Source organism: Pseudomonas sp. Ga0074129, from assembly GCA_001465025.1.
In the GTDB taxonomy this organism is placed as follows: domain Bacteria; phylum Pseudomonadota; class Gammaproteobacteria; order Pseudomonadales; family Pseudomonadaceae; genus Aquipseudomonas.
In genome coordinates, this window is sequence record LNDO01000064.1 from 72,102 (window position 1) to 92,706 (window position 20,605).

A 20,605-nucleotide genomic window follows, 5' to 3' on the forward strand; every position below is an offset into this window, starting at 1 on the left:
ATCCTCATGCCTGACACATTGCCCAGCCTGGCGTTCGCCGGTATTGGCCTGATGGGTTTGCCCATGACGCAACGATTACTGGCTGCCGGTTATGCCGTATCAGTGTGGAATCGTACGGCCGATAAGTGCGCCACCCTGCAAACCTTGGGCGCACGGGTGGTCGAGACGCCTGCACAGCTCTGCGCTGAGGCCGATATCGTCATGCTGTGTTTGGCCAATACCGAGGTGGTGCGTGAGGTGATTTTTGGCCCCGGCGGCATTGCTGAAACGGCCAAGCCTGGACAATTGCTGGTGGATTTCTCCAGCCTGGAACCGGCAGCCACTCGCGAAATGGCCGCTGAGCTGCATGCCCGTTGCGGCATGCAGTGGGTCGATGCGCCTGTATCCGGCGGCACGGCAGGGGCCGTAGCAGGCAGCTTGGCGATTATGGCGGGTGGGCGGATAGAAGACATTGAACGGCTGCGACCCATTCTTTCTCACTTGGGGCAGCGCCTGACGCGCATGGGCGATGTGGGGGCGGGGCAGGTGACCAAGGTGTGCAACCAGATGATCGTGGCCTGCAATGCACTGGTGATTGCCGAGGTGGTGGCGCTGGCGGAAAAGGCTGGAGTGGATGCGAGCCTCATCGCGCCGGCATTGGCTGGCGGTTTTGCCGACTCAAAGCCGCTGCAAATCCTCGCCCCGCAGATGGCAGCCAGCCAGTTTGAGCCCATCAAGTGGCATGTGCGCACCCTGCTTAAAGACCTCGACACGGCGGTAAAGCTGTCGCAGCAGATAGGCAGTGCCACACCGCTGAGCGGTCTGGCCGCACAGTTGATGCGCCAGCATGGCAGCCACGGCAATCTGGAACGCGATCCCGCTACCTTGGTTGATCTGTATCGCGAGTCGCCGGTGCACGAGTCGCAGTCATGAAAATCGCTGCCAACCTGTCGCTGCTATTTAGCGAGTTGTCGTTGATCGAGCGTGTGGTGGCCGCCGCCGCCGCTGGCTTTGATGGCGTCGAAATTCAGTTTCCTTATGAACTGGCGGCCATTCGCCTGAAAGAGGCGCTGCAGGCCGCTGACATGCCGCTGCGTTTGATCAACTTGCCAGCCGGCGATTTGATAAGTGGCGGCGCGGGTTTGGCCGCCGTGCCCGAGCGCCAGGACGAATTTGATGCGGCGCTGCAACAGGCCTTGAGTTACGCCGCCCTAGTGCGTCCGGCCTTGGTCAATGTGTTGCCCGGTCGTTTGGCCGAAGGGCTTGAGCCGCAGCAGGCGATGGTTTGCTTAATCAATAACCTGCGCAAAACCGGTGAGGCCTTTCAGCTGCTGGGCATTGGCGTGGTGGTTGAGGCGATCAATCCCCTCGATATGCCGGGCTTTCTGATCAACATCCCAGAGCAGCTACTTGAGTTGCTCACGCAGGTGGCGCACCCCAACGTGCGGGCGCAATACGATTTCTATCACATGGCGCGCCAAGGGCTGGACGTTAAGGCCGGTATTGAACTGTTAGCCGGGCGGATAGGCCATGTGCAGTTTGCCGATGTGCCGGGGCGTGGCGCTCCGGGTACGGGCAACTTAGCCTTTAAACCGCTGCTGGATGCGTTGCGCGCAAGCGGTTATGACGGTTGGCTGGGGGCCGAATATCGGCCGGGTGAGGCGGGTACTCTGGCCAGCCTGGGCTGGTTAAGCGAGTGGCAGAAGGGGTAAACCACCTGCACACTGACGCGCTGGCGTCGGTGTGCAGGTGTTGAGGCTTACTCGTGCTTGTCTTCCGCGTACTTGTTGAGCGAGATAACGCGGGTTTTACCGATGCGGTGGCGGTAGATCTCACGCAGGTACTTGATGGATTTCTTCACGCTCTCGCGCGACAGGCGAATGTCATTGATCGAGACGAACTTGCTCTGATCGTGAATCAGCTCGCGGTACTTTTTCTCATACATTGGCTTGATCGCGTACCAGTTGGTGTCGAGAATTTTCGCCGGGTTCTCGAACTCGTTGAGCATGGCGTCGACCCGGCTTTCATCAAACTCTTCCTGCATGATGAAATCGAGAATGGCGTTATCCAGCGTCTCGTCGAAGCGGTGCGGATCGCGGGCGAAGCAGCGCTTGATGAACGCGACGATCAGCGTCAGGAAGTCATCCGACAGGCACGGGCTCTTGGCGATCAGGGTGGTCAGCGACAGGTTGGCTGACGCGCCGATCACCAGCGCATAACGCTTGAGCGTGGTGTTAGGGAACAGGCTGTTGAGGTGGGTCTTCAGCCGGTTCAGGTCCATGTAGGACAGCTTGTAATCCTTGGGCAGCGAGACAATCGAGACCACCGAAGAGCAATTCTTGAAGAAGTGCAAATCGCTCAGTTGCGCCGCGTCATAGCCGCTGGCTTTGTACTGCTGCAGCGCTTCGCGATAACGCTTGGATTCAATCGGCAGCAGGCTGATGCCTTCGATGGCCTGGGTAACTTTGTTGAAGTGCGGCAGGTCGATGGAGCGGAAGAACAGGTCGTCGATATTCAGCCGTGTTGGTTCTTTTTCCAGCACGCGGAACTTGTCCAGCGCAGCGGCGCTTTGCTCTGGCACCACTGACTCGGCATAGGCCACGGCCACCGGGCCGGCGAGGCTCATAAACAAGTCGTTGGCGTCCAGGCGAATGGTTTCACCAATGTCGATGCCGGCGCGGCGGAAGTAGTTCTGGTCGTAGTCAGTGGTCACTGCTTGAGCGGTGAGGATGTTGAAGATTTGCTGGGAGATGTACTGGTTGGCGTGGCGCTCCATGGCGTTGACGTCGATGTTCTGGATATTGCCGTCATCGCTCTCTTCGGCGTAACGCATGATGTCGTTGGAGATCAGCATCATGGCGTTCCATGGGCGGATGCGGCGCATCACGCTCTCTTCGCTGTTCTCTTCATTGTCAAAGTTGTAGGAGAAGTCCCACTCTTCCGCGAGGTACTTGCACAGCAAGCGGCCGGCGTTGATGTGCAGCGCCTCGGACATTTCACTGCGGCGGTCGGAGATGTTCGGCAGGATACAAATGCCGCTGGTGAAGATCGGCTCGAAGACAAAGCTGTGGTCACGGTTCTCCGGGCTTTCGTCGAAGTTCTTGGTGTCGAAGGTCTTGCTCATATAAGCAAATTGCTGGGCCAGGCCAAACTCCGAGGCCATGCCCGAGCCGGTGCCGCCGCCAGCGCTGAAGATGTAGAAGTACAACCGCGACTGGTTGGCTTTGATGCCGCACGAGTCGATCAGGTAGCTGTGGATAAACTTCCAGTCTTCGTTGGTAAAGCGCTGGGTGTCTTTGTTCAGGATGATCTTGGCCAGGTACTGACCCAGAATTGGCGCGTTACCCGCACCGCCAGCATGCACCTCGGAGAGGTCCATGATCTTCATCTTGCTGTAGTCGCTCAGGAAGCCGCTGGTTTCGCCCTTGCGCGAGAAGCGGATACGCCCCTCGATGTCTTTGTCCAGGTCGCCGAGCATAACCAACGGCTCGATCAGGAATACTGGCTTGCTGTCTTTGCTAGGTGCACGCAGCAGGTTGCTGCGGATCCAGCGCGTGGGACGGAAGTCTTGCTCGGTGACGGTTTTATCTTCGTTCTTGAATTCACTCAGGTAGAACTGCCGAGCGTTGTAGACCAGCGAGGCGACATCGAGGGCGATGTTCGAGCCGCAGCGGCCTAGGCCGATCAAGCACACCGAGGGGAAATGCTGTACGCGCCGGTCGTGTTCCTCGTCATGCGGCGCGGGTGGGAACACCAGGCTACGCAAACCGTCGAGGTTGTCGAGGATGCGATCAATGTCGCGCTCGGTGAAGTACATGTACTGCTCACCGCTGCCGTCGACGTGCACCGGCACCAGTGGGGCGGGTGGCGGTAAGGGTTCAAGCGGTGGAAGTAAGGTGTCAGCCAAGTCAGCCAGAGTGGCTTCAGTCGCGAGTGGGGTCACAGCTTCTTTTTTTGTTTTCATATCCAGACATCCAGCAGCTGACGAGAGGGGGCGGGCAATTGGCCACATTGCACTCAACTGCCTTGTTTGTAGCATGAAAAACAGAAAATCTCGCTGTTTGATCGGGTTTAACTGTATTGACTTGGCAGGTTTTTTAGCAGGCTGTTGTGTCGCGTGGCTCGGCGCGGTAGTCGATTACTCGGCATACACACTACAAATAGTCACAGACAGCCCTTGTCAGAGGCTCTAGATTGCCCTCCAGCGTGCTGGTTTAGCTTTTTGACCAGGCGCCGGTAGCGTGCCCTAATAACAACAATCAGAGATCAATTCCATGCAGCAGTCCCTCCAAGCGGCGAATGCCTGGCGCATTTTGTTTCTGCTTTTCCTGGCCAACATGTTCAATTTCTTTGATCGCACCATTCCGGCGATCATCATTGAGCCGATTCGGATGGAATGGAGCCTCAGCGACTTGCAGCTGGGCTTGATCGGCACGGCCTTCACCATCGTTTACGCCATTGCCGGTGTGCCGCTGGGGCGCATGGCAGACACCGGTTCGCGGCGCAAGATCATGGGTTGGGGCCTGACCGTGTGGAGTGGCCTGACGGCGGTGAACGGCCTGGCCTGGAACTTCTGGAGCTTCCTGCTGATCCGCATGGGCGTGGGCATTGGCGAGGCCAGTTATGCGCCAGCGGCCAATTCCTTGATTGGTGACCTGTTCCCTGCGCACAAACGCGCACGCGCCATGGGCCTTTTTATGCTGGGCCTGCCCATTGGTTTGCTGCTGGCGTTTTTCACCATCGGGGCGATGGTTGAAGCCTTCGACAGCTGGCGCGCGCCGTTCTTTATCGCAGCCGTGCCGGGTTTGATTCTGGCGGTGTTTATCTTTTTTATAAAAGAGCCCAAGCGTGGTGCGGCCGAGCAGGTGCAGTCGAGCACTGAAGCCGTTGAGAAACCGCTGCGCAAGGTCATGGCCATTCGCACCTTCTGGTGGCTGGTGATGGCGGGTTTAGCGTTCAACTTTGCTACCTACGCGTGCAACTCATTTATGGTGCCAATGCTGCAGCGCTACTTTCTGCTGCCGCTGGAGCAGGCTGCAATGGCCACGGGCGTGATCGTTGGCTTGACCGGTTTGGTGGGGCTGACGCTGGGCGGCTGGTTGGCCGATAAGATTCACCAGCGCTGGGCGACAGGCCGTCTGGTCTTTGCTGCCGTCAGCATGTTGATCGCGGCGTTGGCCACCGGCTATGCCTTGCTGGCTGGACGCGTTGAAGTCGCCGTGTTTGTCGCGCTGTTCAGCATCGGCTGGCTGTTTGCTTACAACTTCTACACCTGCGTTTACACCGCGATTCAGGATGTGATTGAGCCGCGCCTGCGCGCCACGGCCATGGCGTTGTTCTTTGCCGGCCTGTACCTGCTGGGTGGTGGCCTTGGCCCATTGGCGGTGGGCATGCTGTCGGATCATTACTCCAACGCGGCCATGCTGGCGGCGGGTGCCAGTGAAATGAATGAAACCTTCAAGGCTGTTGGCCTGCACAATGCCATGTACCTGATTCCAGTGGCGCTGCTGGTGACCATGGTGGCCTTGCTGCAAGCGTCGCGCTGCTTTGTCAGTGATGCCGCCACCATGCAGCAAGGCATGCAGGCGCGCTCTGGTAGCTAAGTCAGGCTAAAAAGAAAAGGGGCTGGGTTTGATAAACCCAGCCCCTTTTTTATGGCCGTAGGTCGCGTCAGCGAGTGCCAAACATCACGACACGCTGTAGCGCGTGGTGTTTAGCCGGCCACCAGCACACGAATGGCTTCCAGGCGCAGTGCCGCTTTGTCGAGCATGGCCAGGCCTTGCTCGCGCTGCCTGCGCAGGGCGTTCAGTTCGCTGTCGCGCACGCTTGGGTTGACCGCTTGCAAGGCAATCAGGCGCGCCAGCTCCTCTTCAGTTTCCGCCGCCAGTCGGCGCTTGGCTTCTTCCACGCGCTCAATATGGCGCGTGCCGACTTTGCTTTCGCCAGCATTGATCAGCGGGCCAAGGCTGTCGCGTTGCGCTTGCACAAACTTGTTGGCGCTGGCGCGTGGCACGGTTTCCAGCTGCTCGTTGAGTTTTTCAAACGAAACTTTGCTGGCCAGGTCGTTGCCGTTGGCGTCGAGCAGGCAGCGCAGGGCGATGGGCGGCAAATAGCGGCCCAGTTGCAGGGCGCGCGGCGCTACGACTTCGCTGACGTAGAGCAGTTCCAGCAACACGGTGCCAGGCTTGAGCGCTTTGTTTTTGATCAGCGCGACGCCGGTGTTGCCCATCGAGCCTGAGCGCACCAGGTCCATGCCACCTTGCACCATGGGGTGTTCCCACGTGAGGAACTGCATGTCCTCACGGGCCAGGGCCATCTCGCGGTCATAGGTGATGGTTACACCTTCGTCGTCACCGAGCGGGAAACTGGCGTCCAGCATTTTTTCGCTGGGGCGCAGAATCAAGGCGTTGTCGGAATGGTCTTCGCTGTCGATGCCAAAGGCGTCGAACAGTTGCTCCATGTAGATCGGCAAGGCGAACTGGTCGTCCTGCTCAAGAATAGCCTCGACCAGTGCTTCGCCTTCGCCGGCACCGCCGGAGTTGAGTTCCAGCAGGCGGTCGCGGCCGGCGTGCAGTTCACCTTCCAGGCGAATGCGCTCGGCTTTGGCTTCATCGACCAACGACTGCCATTCGCCGTCGTCGCCGCTTTCCAGCAGCGGTAGCAGGCGACTGCCGAACTGATGCTGCAAGGCGTTGCCGGTTGGGCAGGTGGCGAGGAAGGCATTCAGCGCTTGGTGATACCACTGGAACAGGCGCTCCTGCGGGCTGTTTTCCAGGTACGGCACGTGCAGTTGAATGCGGTGCTTCTGACCGATACGGTCGAGACGGCCGATGCGCTGCTCGAGCAGGTCGGGGTGAGCCGGCAGGTCGAACAACACCAGATGATGGGCGAACTGGAAGTTGCGACCTTCCGAGCCGATTTCCGAACAGACCAGTACCTGCGCGCCGAACTCTTCATCGGCGAAGTAGGCCGCCGCGCGGTCGCGTTCGAGAATGCTCATACCTTCATGGAACACCGTGGCAGGGATGCCCTTGCGCACACGCAGGGCGTCTTCCAGGTCCATGGCGGTTTCGGCGTGGGCGCAGATCACCAGCACTTTGAATTTTTTCAGCATCTTCAGTGTGTCGATCAGCCATTCAACGCGCGGGTCAAATTTCCACCAGCGTTGCTCATCATCCACATCCGGCTGTGCCTGGTAGCTGACTTCCGGGTACAGGTCGGCATGCTCGCCCAGCGGCAGCTCCATGTACTCGTCGGGGTTTGCCAGCGGGTAGGGGTGCAGTTCGCGATCAGGAAAGCCCTTGACCGCTGCGCGGGTGTTACGGAACAGCAGGCGGCCGGTGCCGTGGCGGTCGAGCAATTCACGCACCAGGCGCGCCGAGGCTTCGCTGTCGCCAGCATTGACAGCGGCCAATAGCTCTTCGCCGCCTTCACCGAGGAAGTCATGAATGGTCTTGTGCGCCGCATCTGACAGGCGGCCTTGGTCGAGCAGTTCCTGCACGGCTTCGGCGATCGGCTTGTAGTGCTCGCTTTCGGCGCGGAAGGCGGCCAGGTCATGGAAGCGATTGGGGTCCAGCAAGCGCAAACGGGCGAAGTGGCTGTCTTGGCCGAGCTGTTCCGGGGTGGCGGTAAGCAGCAGGACGCCGGGAATCACTTGCGCCAGTTGTTCAACCAGCGCGTATTCAGGGCTGGCGTGTTCCGGGTGCCAGACCAGATGGTGCGCTTCATCGACCACCATCAGGTCCCAGTCCGCGGCAAACAGCGCGTCCTGGGCTTTTTCGTCTTCACACAGCCATTCCAGGGCCACGAGGGCCAACTGGCAGTCTTCAAACGGGTTGCTGGCGTCGCTTTCGATAAAGCGTTCTTCGTCGAACAGCGCGACATCCAGGTTGAAGCGTCGGCGCATTTCCACCAGCCATTGGTGCTGCAGGTTTTCCGGCACCAGAATCAGCACGCGGCTGGCGCGGCCGGAGAGCAGTTGGCGGTGGATCACCAAGCCGGCTTCGATGGTTTTACCCAAACCCACTTCGTCGGCCAGCAATACGCGCGGGGCGATACGGTCAGCCACTTCGCGGGCGATATGCAGTTGGTGGGCGATTGGTTGCGCCCGCACGCCGCCCAGGCCCCACAGCGTGGATTGCAACTGGCGGCTGGTGTAATCGAGGGTGTGGTAGCGCAGGGCAAACCAGGGCAGCGGGTCGATCTGCCCGGCGAATAAACGGTCACTGGCCAGGCGGAACTGGATAAAGTTCGACAGCTGAGTCTCGGGCAGGGTGACGCTTTCGTGCTGCGCATTGAGGCCGTGATAGACGAGCAGACCGTCGATGTCATCGACTTCTTGCACGGTCATTTTCCAGCCTTCGAAATGGGTGATTTCATCACCCGGCGAGAAGCGCACACGCGTTAAGGGTGCGTTGCGCATGGCGTACTGGCGGGTTTCGCCAGTGGCCGGGTAGAGCACGGTGAGCATGCGCCCGTCTTGCATCAGAACGGTACCCAAACCCAGCTCCGCTTCGCTGTCACTGATCCAGCGTTGCCCCGGTTCATACTGCGCCATGCTTGTCTCCTGCGTAAAAAAGCCGACTATGGTAACGGAACGCGGGGCTCAGGCCCAAGGCGCAATCAGCTATAGCGGCACTTTATGTAAGTTGAATGCTCAAAAGTGTAGCGAGGCACTGTTCAAGTCGAGGCATGCCTGGCCGACAGTCTGACCAAAGGAGGGTGATGCAGATGCTGCCGCCGATACCCCATAGCTTGGCCCCCGTGACCACTCAGCATGATGCGGTCAAGCCGCGCCCGGAAATTCCGCCGGTCACCCCGAGCGCTGAAAGCGCCAAGGAAAGTGGTGTGAGTCTCGATAAGCGCCATCCGCAAGAATCGCAATTGCTCTTGCGTGAGGAGCAGCGTCGGCGCCAGCGTCGCCACGGCTATAGCCCGGAAGAGTTGGCTGAAGGCGAGGTGCATGAGGCCGATCAAGCGCTGCTCGACGAATTACCGCGCCAAGGCCTGTGGGTGGATGTGGAAGTGTGAGGCGTGCTCGCGGCACACTGCGCGCAGAATCTTGATGAGTCGCAACTGTGGATCTATTCGCCGAAAGCCCTTTGCAGCTACCCAATGCCGACCTGCAGTTGCTGTCGCACTGGCAGCAGGCGTATGTGGCAGATCAGTGGCTTGAGCAGCTGACGCAGCAAACGCCCTGGCAGCAGCCGCAGGTACGTATTTACGGCCGGCATGTGGCGGTGCCACGTCTGGTGGCTTGGTATGGCGATGCCGAGGCCAGCTATCGCTATTCAGGCTTGACCCATCAACCGTTGCCCTGGACGCCGCTGCTGGCGCAGATTCGCGCGCAGGTGGAGCAGGCGGCGGGGCAGCCGCTTAACGGTGTGCTGCTCAACTATTACCGTGACGGTCAGGACTCCATGGGCTGGCACAGTGACGATGAAGCCGAGTTGGGCGCGAATCCGCTTATTGCCTCACTCAACCTGGGCGGTACACGCCGCTTCGACCTGCGCCGCAAAGGCCATAACCGCATCGAGCATTCGCTGCATCTGCAACACGGATCGCTGCTGGTCATGCGCGGGCCAACCCAGCATCATTGGCAGCACCAAGTGGCGAAGACGCGCACACCCTGCGCGCCGCGCCTTAATCTGACCTTCCGTTTGATCAAGCCAAGCCCATGAGCCAAGACGACAAGCTGATTGATTTCGCCGCCGAGCGTGATAAGCGCATCCACGACCTGCACGATAAAAAGCTCAACGACATGCGTGATGCTTTTGCCCAGGCGTTCCCCATGCCAAAAGCCAAGAAGAAGCCCAAGGGCAAACCCAAAAAGCCCTGATTCGTCGCTGCAACTGGCTGGTTTTTTGATCTGGATCAGTTAAGCGGCGCATACGCGATTCCCAGCGGGCTGGCTGTTGATCTGGATCAAGAGTGCTCGGATCTGCCCTGCTAACTTGAAGCCATACCCACACAGGCTTCACGCAGGAGGCAACCATGTTTATCGATGTCGTAGTTCTCGCCGGTATCGGCACCGTCGGCCTGATGGTCGCCTTCTTCGCTGGTGTCGGTTATTTCATCTGGCAGGATTCGCACAAGCGCAAGCAGGGCTGATTCTGCTGTCAGGGGCACGCAAGGCAATTTGGGCGACTTCGGTCGCCCTTTTTTATGGCTGAACTGATAGGCCGACTTTAAGGGATTCCAGTCCTTACGCCGCGTGAGCATCTTCCGGGCTACGCGGCGCTTCAATACCCAGGTAGCGGTCGAGTTTGGCCTGCTGCGCCGGTGTGGTGAACAGGCCAAGCTTGCTGCGCCGCCACAAAATGTCATCGGCCTGCATGGTCCATTCTTCCCGACACAGGTAATCCACTTCACAGGTGTACAGCCCGCCGCCCAAGTGCTCGCCAAGGTCGCTTAAGTTAACCACCCCCTTGAGCATGACCCACGTGCGGCTGCCGTAACTGCTAGCCCATCGCCGCGCCAACGAGGTGGTTAGCCAGCCAAAGCGGTCGCAGAGGGCTTCAACCAGCGAGTTTTGGCTGTCGAGTTGCTCGGCACCCGGCAGCAGGCTGCTGGCGGTCCAACTGGGCCCCATCTTGGGGAAATGAGGGGCTAGTTCGGTCAGGGCCGATTCTGCCAATTTGCGGTAAGTAGTGAGCTTGCCGCCAAACACCGAGAGCAACGGTGCTTCGCCTGGATGGCCGGAGAGCGACAGGGTGTAATCGCGGGTCACAGCCGACGGATCATCCGACTCGTCGTCGCACAGCGGTCGCACGCCCGCGTAGGTGTGCAAGATATCGCTGCGCTGCAACTGCTTTTTGAAGTGGTTATTGACCACGTTCAGTAGGTAATCGGTTTCCTCGTCAGTGATCGCCACCTTGGCAGGGTCGCCCTGGTATTCGCGGTCTGTGGTGCCGATCAGGGTGAAGCGTTCCTGATAAGGAATGGCGAAGACGATGCGGCGGTCTTCGTTTTGCAGGATGTAGGCCTGTTCGCCTTCGAACAATTGCGGCACGACGATATGGCTGCCCTGGATCAGGCGAATGCCGTAGGGCGACTCCTGCTTCAGGTCTTCGCGGATAAACCGCGCCACCCAAGGCCCGGCAGCATTGACCAAGGCGCGTGCGCGGATCGAGAACAGGCTGCCATCGCTGCGCTCCAGGTGGATGTGCCACAGCCCTTTGCTGCGCCGCGCGCTGACGCAGCGGGTACGGCTGTGAATATGTGCGCCTTTTTCGCGGGCCGCCATGGCGTTGAGTACCACCAAGCGCGCGTCATCCACCCAGCAATCGGCATATTCAAAGCCACGGCTGATCTCGGCCTTCAGCGGGCTGCCAGCGCCGAAGCGCAGGCTGCGTGAAGCGGCGAGCTTCTCGCGCTTGCCCAGGTGGTCATAGAGAAATAAGCCCGCGCGGATCATCCAGGCCGGGCGCAGGTGTGGGCGATGCGGCAGGATAAACCGCATTGGTTTAACGATGTGTGGGGCTTTGGTGAGAAGCACTTCGCGCTCGGCCAGCGCCTCGCGCACCAAGCGGAATTCGTAGTGCTCCAGGTAGCGCAGGCCACCATGGATCAGCTTGCTGCTGGCTGATGAGGTGTGCTGTGCCAAGTCGTCCTTTTCACAAAGGAACACCGACAGCCCGCGCCCAGCGGCGTCGGCGGCAATGCCCACACCGTTAATGCCGCCGCCGATCACGGCAACATCATAAACTTCTGCAAGTGGGGTGGGGCTGGCGAGGCGAGACGGCATGGTGGCACCAATATTCGTTATTGAGCTTTGAATGTTCAATTTCGAAAATATGCTAGTCGAATATCCACGGCTTCGCCACCCCGATGTGCGCATTCGCGCCCAGCGGTTGTGAGGAATTGGTAACGGGATGTCGGCTAGGCAGGTGCCAGGCCAGTGCTGGCGGTCTTACACCAGATCGAGGTGTACTTTGTGCTCGGCGAGCAGGCGGTTGATGGCCGCGGACGGCGCGGCATCGGTGAACACCCGATCGACCAGTGCAACCGAGCCTAAGCGCACCAAGGCATTACGGCCGAATTTGCTGGAGTCGACGGCCAGCAAGACCTGGCGCGCGTTGTGGATGATGGCTTGGGAAACCCGCACTTCCTGATAATCGAAGTCGAGCAGGCTGCCGTCATCATCAATGCCACTGATACCGACCAGAGCGAAGTCGACCTTGAACTGCTGGATAAAATCCACAGCTGCCTGGCCGACGATGCCGCCGTCGCTGCGCACATTGCCCCCCGCCAGCAGCACCTCGAAGTCAGCCTTGGCGCTCAGTTGGGCGGCCACATGCAGGTTGTTGGTGATGACCTTCAAGCCTTTGTGGCCGAGCAGTTCGCGGGCGATGGCTTCAGTGGTGGTGCCGATGTTGATGAACAGTGAGGCGTGGTCGGGGATTTGTGCGGCGATGGCCGCAGCGATGCGTTGTTTTTCTTCGCGCATCTGCCCGGCGCGCATGCTGTAGGCGGTGTTCTGCGTGCTGGAGCTTTCACTGGCAGCGCCGCCGTGGGTGCGGCGCAAGAGGCCTTGGTCGGCCAATTGGTTAATGTCGCGGCGAATGGTTTGCGGGGTGACGGCAAACGCCTGGGCCAACTCATCGATGCTGACGTAGCCGCGCTCGCGGGCAAGCTCAAGAATGTCGTGTTGGCGGGGCGGCAGGGTCATGGGTCAGATCCTTGAAATTGCGCGACATTATAGGCTGCCGAAAGCCGAATAGATCGGCTAAGGTACGCCAACTTTGTCAGATTATTTTCACATTCGAACATGACCCCTGCCATCGACCTGCTGAAAAAAGCTAAAGCTGCGCATCAGGTGCACAGTTACCCGCATGATCCCAAAGCGGCTTCCTATGGTCTGGAGGCGGCGGAAAAGCTCAATCTTGAGCCCGCTCAGGTGTTCAAAACCTTGTTGGCGGCCAGTGAGAAGGGCGAGTTGCTGGTGGCGGTCGTGCCGGTGGCGGGTACGCTTGATCTCAAGGCCTTGGCTCATGTCGCCGGGGTGAAGAAAGCCGATATGGCCGACCCGGCTGCCGCGCAGCGTGCCACCGGCTATTTGCTCGGCGGCATTAGCCCGTTGGGGCAAAAAAAGCGCCTGCGCACCTTTATTGATAACAGCGCGCAGCAGTTTCCCAACATTTATGTCAGTGCCGGTCGGCGCGGGCTGGAAGTGCAGCTGGACGCCGCTGTGCTGGCGCAACTGACGCAGGCCGAATTCGCGCCCATCGGTCGTCACTAACAACACGATTTACTCCCTACAAGAACAAGGAACTCCCATGTCTCATTACCTGCTTGTCATTGATCAGGGCACCACCAGTAGCCGGGCGATTGTGTTCAGTGCCCAAGGCTTGCCCGTGGCGCGCGCACAGCAGGAGTTCAAGCAGTACTTTCCGCAAGATGGCTGGGTGGAGCATGACGGCGAAGAGCTGTGGCTGAGCACACTCAAGGTCTGCCGCGAGGCGTTGCAGCAGAGCGGTTTGAATGCGGCGGACGTCGCAGCAATCGGCATCACCAATCAGCGCGAAACCACCTTGGTGTGGGATGCGCAAAGCGGTACGCCCATCCATCCGGCGATAGTCTGGCAAGACCGGCGCACCGCCGACTATTGCGCCGAGCTGAAAGCCGCCGGGCATGAAGCCGCAGTCGCGGCCAAGACCGGGTTGCTGATCGACCCGTATTTTTCAGCCACCAAGCTGCGCTGGATTCTGCAAAAGGTGCCGGGTGCCCGCGAGCGTGCCGAGCGCGGTGAGCTGCGCTTTGGCACCGTGGATTCCTTTCTGCTCTGGCGTTTGACCGGCGGCAAGTCGCACAAAACCGACGCCAGCAACGCCTCGCGCACGCTGCTGTTCAACATCCACACCCAGCAGTGGGATGAAGAACTGCTCAAGCTGTTTGAGATTCCCGCCAGCCTGCTCCCCGAGGTGCTTGATTGCGCGGCCGACTTTGGCCGTACCGAGGCGAGCCTGCTTGGTGCAGCTATTCCCGTGCTGGGTATGGCCGGCGATCAGCAGGCGGCCCTGATCGGCCAGGCCTGCTTCGAACCAGGCATGGTCAAAAGCACCTATGGCACCGGCTGTTTTATGATCCAGAACACCGGCAGTACGCCGGTTACTTCGAAAAACCGCCTGCTCACCACGGTGGGTTATCGCCTCAATGGCAAGGTTACCTACGCGGTGGAAGGCAGCATCTTTGTTGCCGGTGCCGCTGTGCAATGGTTGCGTGACGGCATCAAGCTGATCAGCCATGCCCGCGATACGGAAGCCATGGCCGAGCAGACCGGCGATGCCTGTGGAGTGTATCTGGTGCCCGCGTTTACCGGTTTGGGCGCGCCGTACTGGGACCCGAAAGCCCGTGGCGCGATCTTTGGTCTGACCCGTGACACAGGTATCAAGGAAATCGTCACTGCCGGTTTGCAGTCGGTGTGCTACCAGACTCGTGATTTGCTCGAGGCCATGCGTCAGGACGGCGCTGCCGAGCCGAGCGCCCTGCGTGTGGACGGCGGCATGGTGGAAAACAATTGGGTTATGCAGTTTCTCGCGGACATCCTCGGTGTGCCGGTCGAACGCCCGGAAGTCACCGAAACCACCGCACTCGGTGTGGCGTACCTGGCTGGCCTGCAAGCCGGGTTGTACAGTGATCTGGCCAGCATCGCGCGCCATTGGCACCGGCAACAACGCTTCGAGCCACGCATGGCGGATAGCCACAGACAAAAGCTTTACGACGGCTGGCTGGATGCGGTTAAGCGTGTGCGCAGTGAAGGCTAAGTGCTGTATGGCTCAATGAGCGCGTGGCTGTAGCGCTCATGCGCCTTAAGGCTCAGGCATGCTTGAACCCAATCATTGAGGACGCGCCCATGCAGCTTGAATTTCACCAAGTCGACGCTTTTGCCACACAGCCATTCAGTGGCAACCCAGCCATGGTCTATCGCTTGCAACACTGGCTGGACGATGAGCTGATGCAACGCATTGCCGCTGAGCACAATCTGGCGGAAACCGCGTTTATGGTGAAGGAGGGCGCTGCCTGGCATATCCGTTGGTTTACTCCAGCGGCAGAAGTGCCGCTCTGTGGGCATGCCACCCTGGCCAGTGCCTACGTACTGTTTGAGCTCTACGCGGAGCCGGGTGAGGTGATCGACTTTACCTGCCTCTCGGGTCGGCTGCAGGTGGCTCGCGCGGGCAATAAGTTGGTGCTGGATTTTCCGCTGCGTCCGGTGCAGCCCTATGACCTTCGCGCGGAGGTGGAACAGGCGTTGGGCCAGCCGGTGCAGCAGGTACTGGCTTTGCACGAGCGGCAGGGCGTTCAGGAGTTACTGGCGATTTTACCCAGTGAAGCCGCTGTGCGCGCCTGTACACCGGACTTGGCCGCTGTGGCCCGGCTACCCGGTTTGGGCCTGCTGATCAGTGCGCCGGGCGAGCAGCATGACTTTGTCTCGCGCTACTTTGCCCCTGCCATCGGGATCAATGAAGACCCGGTGACCGGCTCGACGCATTGCATGCTCACGCCCTATTGGGCGCAGGTGTTGGGCAAGCAGTCGCTGTCGGCGTATCAGTGTTCGGCGCGCGGTGGTGAGCTGCACTGCGAATTACACGGTGAGCGGGTCAAAATTGCCGGTCAGGCGGTGCTGGTAGCCAGCGGCCGTTTACACCTGCCGGCTTAATCAACTGTCGCTGCTGTAGCGGCGTACGCCCGATTCGCCCAAGTTAACTTGCGCGGCGATGCTGCCGGGGGCGGCAAATACCACCAGGTGGTCAGCGGCAACGCGAATGCCAACCTGCTGGCCGGGGTGATGGTCAGCATGGCTGGGGAAGATTGATTCCAGTTGGCTGCCGGTGGGCAGTTGCAGGCGATAGAGCGTTGCCGCACCGAGGAATGTCTTGCCGACGATCAGGGCTTTTTGCGGGCTTTCCGGGTCGTAGACGATGTCGTCCGGGCGCAGCAGCACGTCCACCGCGCTGCCGATGGGCCAGGTGTAGGCCCGGTTGCCGAGGATCAGGCCCAGCTCGGTTTGCACCGCGTCCGGGCTGAGCAATTGGCCGCGAATAAAGTAGCCCTGGCCGATAAAACTGGCGACGAAAGGTGTCAGCGGCTCGTGGTACAGATTGAATGGGGTGTCCCACTGCTCCAGCTTGCCTTCTTTAAATACGCCGACGTGATCGCTGACGGCGAAGGCTTCTTCCTGATCATGGGTCACCAGAATCGCGCTGGTGCCTCGGGCCTTGAGGATGTCACGCACTTCATGGCTCAAGCGACGACGCAGTTCGCCATCAAGGTTGGAAAACGGCTCATCGAGCAGCAGCAGTTGCGGTTCCGGTGCCAGTGCGCGCGCCAGGGCTACGCGCTGTTGCTGGCCGCCGGATAACTCATGCGGGTAGCGCTTGCCGAGGTGACCAAGCTTGACTAGCTCCATCAGCTCTTGGGTAACCCGCTCGCAGTTGGGCTGTTTGCGGATGCCAAAGCCAATGTTCTCGGCCACGCTCAGGTGCGGGAACAGCGCGTAATCCTGAAACACCATGCCAATACGGCGTTTCTCGGGGGCAAGGGTAAAGCCAGCCTTGGAAATGACCTGGTCGGCCAGTTGGATTTCGCCTTCACAGACTGGCTCAAAGCCGGCAATTGCGCGCAGGGTGGTGGTCTTGCCGCAACCGGAGGGGCCGAGCAGACAGCCAATGTCACCGGCTTTCAGATGCAGGTTGAGCTGCTGCACCACGCGATGTTCGTGGTAGCCGCAGCTCAGGTTGCGCAGGGTCAGCAGGGTTTGGCTCATGCGTGGTGGTACGCCGGTTCAACCAGAAATTCGAGCAGGGCTTTTTGTGCATGCAAGCGGTTTTCCGCTTGATCCCAAGCGGCCGAGCGTGGGTCGTCGAGCAGTTCTTCGCTGATCTCTTCACCGCGATGTGCCGGTAAGCAGTGCAGGAACACGACATCTTGTGCCGCCAGGTCGAGCAGGGCGGCATTGACCTGATAGGGCTGGAACAGCTTGAGGCGTTCGGCCGCTTCGGCTTCCTGGCCCATTGACGTCCACACATCGGTGCTGACCAAATGCGCGCCGGCCACGGCGGCCTGAGGGCTGCGCATCACCTGTACGCGGTCGCCTGCCAGTGCCAGGAACTTGGCATTGGGTTCATAACCTTCCGGGCAGGCCACGCGCAGTTGGAAGTCAAACTGCATGGCCGCTTCAATGTAGGAGTTACACATATTGTTGCCGTCGCCAATCCAGGCCACGGTTTTGCCTTTGATGCTGCCGCGCAGTTCTTGGAAGGTCTGCATGTCGGCCAGCAACTGGCAGGGGTGCAGGTCATCAGAGAGGCCATTGATTACCGGCACGCGCGAGTTGGCGGCAAATTCAGTCAGGGTGCTGTGGGCGAAGGTGCGGATCATCACGGCGTCGAGCATGCGCGACATGACGATGGCGGCATCGCCGATCGGCTCGCCACGGCCCAGTTGAGTGTCGCGTGGCGAGAGGAAGATGGCCTGACCACCGAGTTGGATCATGCCGGCTTCAAACGACAGGCGGGTGCGGGTGGAGGCCTTCTCGAAGATCATGCCCAGCACGCGATTTTTCAGCGGCTCGAACAGAACGCCGCGGTTGCGCAAGTCCTTCAGCTCCATGCCGCGGCGGATCAGCGCCACCAGTTCATCCGGTGTGCAATCCATCAGCGAGAGAAAGTGTCTTGCGCTCATCGTTAACTACCTTTTAACAGCAGGGGCGCAGGTTCAAGGGCCAGACTGAATAAAGAAAACGGCAGAACCTACGGCTTGGGGCCGCACTATGCGACGAAACGGGGAAGCGGCGATCTTATAAGGAAATGACGAGCAGGCGCAAACCACTCGCGATTACCCCCGCAGGCTGTCATACATCGGTGGGCATGATGCCTGTCGATTCATAAGGCAAAACCTGCTGGTTTACTGACGTGGTGGGTTCCATAGTTGGATTCTGCCGACCCGACCGGTCGTCTCGAATCAGAACAAGAGGCCAGGCCATGACCAAGTCCCTCCATCACCGTGCATGTCATCTCTGTGAGGCCATTTGCGGCCTGAGCATCGAAACCGAAACGCAGCCTGACGGCACTGTGCAAATCCGCTCAATCAAGGGCGATCCGCACGACACCTTCAGCCGTGGCCATATCTGCCCCAAGGCTGTAGCGCTGCAAGATATCCAGAATGATCCGGACCGTATTCGTCAGCCCATGCGCCGTATTGGCAGCGAGTGGCAGGCTATTGACTGGGACGCGGCGTTTGAGTTGGTGGCCGAGCGCCTGAGCGCAATTCAAGCGGAGCATGGGCAAAACGCTGTGGCGGTCTACCAGGGCAACCCGAGCGTGCACAATTACGGCCTGATGACCCACAGCAATTATTTTCTGGGACTGCTGAAAACCCGTAACCGTTACTCCGCCACCTCGGTTGATCAGTTGCCGCATCACCTGACCAGTCACCTGATGTATGGCCATGGTTTATTGATCCCCATTCCGGATATCGACCATACCGATTTCATGCTGATCCTTGGCGGTAACCCACTGGCGTCCAACGGCAGCATCATGACTGTGCCGGATGTGGAAAAGCGCTTGAAGGCCATCCAGAAACGCGGCGGCAAACTGGTGGTGATTGATCCGCGTCGCAGTGAAACCGCGGCCATTGCCGATCAGCACATTTTTATTCGTCCCGGTCAGGACGCAGCGCTTTTGCTGGCTGTGCTCAATACCCTGTTTGAAGAGAACCTGGGTCGCAGCAGTCATCTGCCGGTCGATGGCCTGGATGATGTGCGTCAGGCCGTGTCTGGCTTTACGGCCGAAGCGATGAGCCTGCAGTGTGGCGTACCCGCGGCGGTTATTCGGCAACTGGCCCGCGACTTTGCCGCAGCTGAGTCGGCCGTGTGCTACGGCCGCATGGGCGTTTCGACTCAGGCCTTCGGCACCTTGTGTCAGTGGCTGGTGCAGTTGATCAATCTGGTTACGGGCAACCTCGACCGTGTAGGCGGTGTGCTATGCACGGAGCCTGCGGTAGATATCGTTGCGAGCACATCGGGTGGCCATTTCAATCGTTGGCAGAGCCGGGTGTCGGCCTTGCCGGAATACGGCGGTGAATTACCGGTTTCGGCTTTGGCTGAAGAAATGCTTAGCCCCGGTGAAGGGCAGGTGCGGGCGTTAGTCACGGTGGCGGGTAACCCGGTGTTGTCGACGCCCAATGGTCGTCAACTTGAGCAGGCGCTGGATGGCCTTGAGTTCATGCTCAGCCTCGACTTTTACATCAATGAAACCACCCGCTATGCCGATCTGATTCTGCCGCCCACTGGGCCGCTGGAGCATGATCACTACGACACCACGTTCAATATGTTCGCCGTGCGCAACGTCACCCGCTTCAATGAGGCGGTGTTGGACAAGCCTGTCGGTGCGCTGCACGACTGGGAGATTTTTGTTGGCTTGGCCCAGGCGTTTGCCGCGAAAACCGGCGCGTCGCTCAAACCGTCCATGCCGCCTGAGCAAATGATCGACATGGGGCTGCGCTTTGGCACCTATGGCGATAAGTCGCCGCACAAGCTGTCTCTGGCCACGTTGCGCGAGCATCCGCATGGCCTTGATCTGGGTGCCCTTAAACCCAACTTGGCCGCACGCTTGAAAACCCCAAACCAGCGGATTCAGGCTGCTGCGCCGTTGATCATGGCGGATCTGGCGCGCTTTGCTGAACAGCCGGTGGCCGGGGAGGGCGAGTTGCTATTGATTGGCCGCCGTCATGTGCGCAGTAATAACTCGTGGATGCACAACTACCACCGCTTGGTGAAAGGTAAGCCGCGTCATCAGTTGCTGATGCACCCGGATGACTTGCAGCAGCGCGGCCTGGCCGACGGACAGCGAGTGCGCGTGCGCTCGCGGGTGGGGATGATTGAGGTGGAAGTCGCCGCCAGCGATGAGATGATGACCGGGGTGGTGAGCTTGCCGCACGGTTGGGGGCATGCCCGGCCTGGTGTGCAGATGGGCATTGCCACTGCCCAGCCAGGTGCCAGTGCTAATGACCTGACCGATGAGCGTTACCTGGACAAGCTCTCCGGCAACGCTGCGCTCAATGGTGTGCCCGTGCACGTTGAGGCGGCTTGATCAATGCCGTAAGCGGGGCTAAACAGACAGCAAAGGCCGAGCATTGCGCTAGGCTTTTCGCTACAATGCCGCCACCGTGCCGACCCATGAGTCGGGTAGTTAAGTCCTGAGGTGCCCAATGGATATCATCGAAACCATCAAAGAGCAGATCGCCAACAACACCGTTCTGCTGTACATGAAAGGCTCGCCGAACGCTCCGCAGTGCGGCTTTTCCTCCAAGGCTGCGCAAGTAGTGATGGGCTGTGGCGAAAAGTTTGCCTATGTCGACATCCTGCAAAATCCGGAAATTCGCGCCAACCTGCCCAAGTACGCCAACTGGCCAACATTCCCCCAGCTGTGGGTGGGCGGTGAGTTGGTCGGTGGTAGCGACATTCTGATGGAAATGTACGAAAAGGGTGAGCTACAGACCCTGATCAAGAACGCGATGCAGAAAACCGACGGCGGTTGCAGGAGCTGAGTGCAACACGGTCATTGAATTGAAGCTGGAGCATCATGCCGCATAGCCATGGCCTTCTGCATCACCTCACCCATAACTT

The 20,605-nt window shown here is 59.7% G+C and carries 18 protein-coding genes; 12 read left to right on the forward strand and 6 right to left on the reverse strand.

Going from position 1 to position 20,605, the window contains the following annotated elements; all coding sequences use genetic code 11:
• Positions 1–6: 6 nt before the first annotated feature.
• Together AUK77_RS07140 and AUK77_RS07145 are read left to right on the forward strand one after the other, a co-directional pair.
• A complete protein-coding gene (locus AUK77_RS07140) occupies positions 7–912 on the forward strand; it encodes an NAD(P)-dependent oxidoreductase (RefSeq protein WP_296127616.1) in 906 nt (301 codons plus the stop codon).
• Positions 909–1,691, forward strand: a complete 783-nt coding sequence (locus tag AUK77_RS07145; protein WP_296127618.1) for a TIM barrel protein — start codon at positions 909–911, stop codon at positions 1,689–1,691. Before AUK77_RS07140 ends, AUK77_RS07145 begins: the two co-directional genes overlap by 4 nt.
• A gap of 47 nt (positions 1,692–1,738) precedes the next feature.
• Here the strand turns inward: AUK77_RS07145 and AUK77_RS07150 are convergent, their stop codons facing one another.
• Positions 1,739–3,943 (reverse strand): hypothetical protein, encoded by a 2,205-nt coding sequence (locus tag AUK77_RS07150; protein WP_296127620.1) that lies wholly within the window; start codon positions 3,941–3,943, stop codon positions 1,739–1,741.
• A gap of 310 nt (positions 3,944–4,253) precedes the next feature.
• Here AUK77_RS07150 and AUK77_RS07155 point away from each other — a divergent pair, with 310 nt between their 5' ends.
• Entirely contained in the window at positions 4,254–5,582 is a 1,329-nt protein-coding gene (locus AUK77_RS07155; protein ID WP_296127621.1) for an MFS transporter, read from the forward strand.
• 110 nt (positions 5,583–5,692) lie between these two features.
• Here the strand turns inward: AUK77_RS07155 and rapA are convergent, their stop codons facing one another.
• The gene (gene rapA, locus AUK77_RS07160; protein ID WP_296127623.1) at positions 5,693–8,536 is read right to left on the reverse strand and encodes an RNA polymerase-associated protein RapA; all 2,844 of its coding nucleotides are present in this window, start codon (positions 8,534–8,536) and stop codon (positions 5,693–5,695) included.
• Between the two features lie 173 nt (positions 8,537–8,709).
• Here rapA and AUK77_RS07165 point away from each other — a divergent pair, with 173 nt between their 5' ends.
• From AUK77_RS07165 to ccoM, 4 genes are all read left to right on the forward strand, one after another.
• Positions 8,710–9,009, forward strand: coding sequence for an aspartate-semialdehyde dehydrogenase (locus tag AUK77_RS07165; protein WP_296127664.1), 300 nt, complete (start codon positions 8,710–8,712; stop codon positions 9,007–9,009).
• Between the two features lie 47 nt (positions 9,010–9,056).
• Positions 9,057–9,659 carry an alpha-ketoglutarate-dependent dioxygenase AlkB gene (locus tag AUK77_RS07170; protein ID WP_296127625.1) on the forward strand — a complete coding sequence of 201 codons (603 nt, stop codon included), beginning with the start codon at positions 9,057–9,059 and terminating at the stop codon, positions 9,657–9,659.
• Positions 9,656–9,817 (forward strand): hypothetical protein, encoded by a 162-nt coding sequence (locus AUK77_RS07175; protein ID WP_296127627.1) that lies wholly within the window; start codon positions 9,656–9,658, stop codon positions 9,815–9,817. The genes AUK77_RS07170 and AUK77_RS07175 overlap by 4 nt, the downstream gene beginning before the upstream one ends.
• A 155-nt stretch (positions 9,818–9,972) precedes the next feature.
• Entirely contained in the window at positions 9,973–10,089 is a 117-nt protein-coding gene (ccoM, locus tag AUK77_RS07180; protein ID WP_275941110.1) for a cytochrome c oxidase subunit CcoM, read from the forward strand.
• A 94-nt stretch (positions 10,090–10,183) separates the two neighbouring features.
• Here ccoM and glpD read toward each other — a convergent pair whose 3' ends face one another.
• Positions 10,184–11,725: a glycerol-3-phosphate dehydrogenase gene (gene glpD, locus AUK77_RS07185; RefSeq protein ID WP_296127629.1), complete on the reverse strand. Its 1,542-nt coding sequence runs from the start codon at positions 11,723–11,725 to the stop codon at positions 10,184–10,186.
• A gap of 165 nt (positions 11,726–11,890) precedes the next feature.
• On the reverse strand, positions 11,891–12,649 hold the full coding sequence (locus AUK77_RS07190) for a DeoR family transcriptional regulator (RefSeq protein ID WP_296127631.1): 759 nt from the start codon (positions 12,647–12,649) through the stop codon (positions 11,891–11,893).
• Positions 12,650–12,748: 99 nt separating this feature from the next.
• On the opposite strand from AUK77_RS07190, the gene ybaK reads away from it, so the two are divergent.
• The 3 genes from ybaK (at position 12,749) to AUK77_RS07205 (ending at position 15,637) form a co-directional block, all read left to right on the forward strand.
• Entirely contained in the window at positions 12,749–13,219 is a 471-nt protein-coding gene (gene ybaK, locus AUK77_RS07195) for a Cys-tRNA(Pro) deacylase (RefSeq protein ID WP_296127634.1), read from the forward strand.
• 37 nt (positions 13,220–13,256) lie between these two features.
• The gene (gene glpK, locus AUK77_RS07200; protein WP_296127637.1) at positions 13,257–14,744 is read left to right on the forward strand and encodes a glycerol kinase GlpK; all 1,488 of its coding nucleotides are present in this window, start codon (positions 13,257–13,259) and stop codon (positions 14,742–14,744) included.
• Positions 14,745–14,833: 89 nt separating this feature from the next.
• Positions 14,834–15,637 carry a PhzF family phenazine biosynthesis protein gene (locus AUK77_RS07205; RefSeq protein WP_296127640.1) on the forward strand — a complete coding sequence of 268 codons (804 nt, stop codon included), beginning with the start codon at positions 14,834–14,836 and terminating at the stop codon, positions 15,635–15,637.
• Here AUK77_RS07205 and AUK77_RS07210 read toward each other — a convergent pair whose 3' ends face one another.
• Both AUK77_RS07210 and argF read right to left on the reverse strand, forming a co-directional pair.
• Positions 15,638–16,744 carry an ABC transporter ATP-binding protein gene (locus tag AUK77_RS07210; RefSeq protein WP_296127641.1) on the reverse strand — a complete coding sequence of 369 codons (1,107 nt, stop codon included), beginning with the start codon at positions 16,742–16,744 and terminating at the stop codon, positions 15,638–15,640.
• Positions 16,741–17,661 carry an ornithine carbamoyltransferase gene (argF, locus tag AUK77_RS07215; RefSeq protein ID WP_296127644.1) on the reverse strand — a complete coding sequence of 307 codons (921 nt, stop codon included), beginning with the start codon at positions 17,659–17,661 and terminating at the stop codon, positions 16,741–16,743. Before argF ends, AUK77_RS07210 begins: the two co-directional genes overlap by 4 nt.
• Before the next feature lie 299 nt (positions 17,662–17,960).
• On the opposite strand from argF, the gene AUK77_RS07220 reads away from it, so the two are divergent.
• Together AUK77_RS07220 and grxD are read left to right on the forward strand one after the other, a co-directional pair.
• The gene (locus AUK77_RS07220; protein ID WP_296127646.1) at positions 17,961–20,069 is read left to right on the forward strand and encodes a molybdopterin oxidoreductase family protein; all 2,109 of its coding nucleotides are present in this window, start codon (positions 17,961–17,963) and stop codon (positions 20,067–20,069) included.
• A gap of 118 nt (positions 20,070–20,187) precedes the next feature.
• A complete protein-coding gene (grxD, locus tag AUK77_RS07225) occupies positions 20,188–20,526 on the forward strand; it encodes a Grx4 family monothiol glutaredoxin (RefSeq protein ID WP_296127649.1) in 339 nt (112 codons plus the stop codon).
• The last annotated feature ends 79 nt before the right edge of the window (positions 20,527–20,605 follow it).

What these genes read in the sequence shown, in the direction of transcription:
- AUK77_RS07140 (WP_296127616.1), top strand. Translation starts at nt 7, where the DNA reads ATGCCTGACACATTGCCCAGCCTGGCGTTCGCCGGTATTGGCCTGATG.
- AUK77_RS07145 (WP_296127618.1), top strand. Translation starts at nt 909, where the DNA reads ATGAAAATCGCTGCCAACCTGTCGCTGCTATTTAGCGAGTTGTCGTTG.
- AUK77_RS07150 (WP_296127620.1), bottom strand. Translation starts at nt 3,943, where the DNA reads ATGAAAACAAAAAAAGAAGCTGTGACCCCACTCGCGACTGAAGCCACT.
- AUK77_RS07155 (WP_296127621.1), top strand. Translation starts at nt 4,254, where the DNA reads ATGCAGCAGTCCCTCCAAGCGGCGAATGCCTGGCGCATTTTGTTTCTG.
- rapA (WP_296127623.1), bottom strand. Translation starts at nt 8,536, where the DNA reads ATGGCGCAGTATGAACCGGGGCAACGCTGGATCAGTGACAGCGAAGCG.
- AUK77_RS07165 (WP_296127664.1), top strand. Translation starts at nt 8,710, where the DNA reads ATGCTGCCGCCGATACCCCATAGCTTGGCCCCCGTGACCACTCAGCAT.
- AUK77_RS07175 (WP_296127627.1), top strand. Translation starts at nt 9,656, where the DNA reads ATGAGCCAAGACGACAAGCTGATTGATTTCGCCGCCGAGCGTGATAAG.
- ccoM (WP_275941110.1), top strand. Translation starts at nt 9,973, where the DNA reads ATGTTTATCGATGTCGTAGTTCTCGCCGGTATCGGCACCGTCGGCCTG.
- glpD (WP_296127629.1), bottom strand. Translation starts at nt 11,725, where the DNA reads ATGCCGTCTCGCCTCGCCAGCCCCACCCCACTTGCAGAAGTTTATGAT.
- AUK77_RS07190 (WP_296127631.1), bottom strand. Translation starts at nt 12,649, where the DNA reads ATGACCCTGCCGCCCCGCCAACACGACATTCTTGAGCTTGCCCGCGAG.
- ybaK (WP_296127634.1), top strand. Translation starts at nt 12,749, where the DNA reads ATGACCCCTGCCATCGACCTGCTGAAAAAAGCTAAAGCTGCGCATCAG.
- glpK (WP_296127637.1), top strand. Translation starts at nt 13,257, where the DNA reads ATGTCTCATTACCTGCTTGTCATTGATCAGGGCACCACCAGTAGCCGG.
- AUK77_RS07205 (WP_296127640.1), top strand. Translation starts at nt 14,834, where the DNA reads ATGCAGCTTGAATTTCACCAAGTCGACGCTTTTGCCACACAGCCATTC.
- AUK77_RS07210 (WP_296127641.1), bottom strand. Translation starts at nt 16,744, where the DNA reads ATGAGCCAAACCCTGCTGACCCTGCGCAACCTGAGCTGCGGCTACCAC.
- argF (WP_296127644.1), bottom strand. Translation starts at nt 17,661, where the DNA reads ATGAGCGCAAGACACTTTCTCTCGCTGATGGATTGCACACCGGATGAA.
- AUK77_RS07220 (WP_296127646.1), top strand. Translation starts at nt 17,961, where the DNA reads ATGACCAAGTCCCTCCATCACCGTGCATGTCATCTCTGTGAGGCCATT.
- grxD (WP_296127649.1), top strand. Translation starts at nt 20,188, where the DNA reads ATGGATATCATCGAAACCATCAAAGAGCAGATCGCCAACAACACCGTT.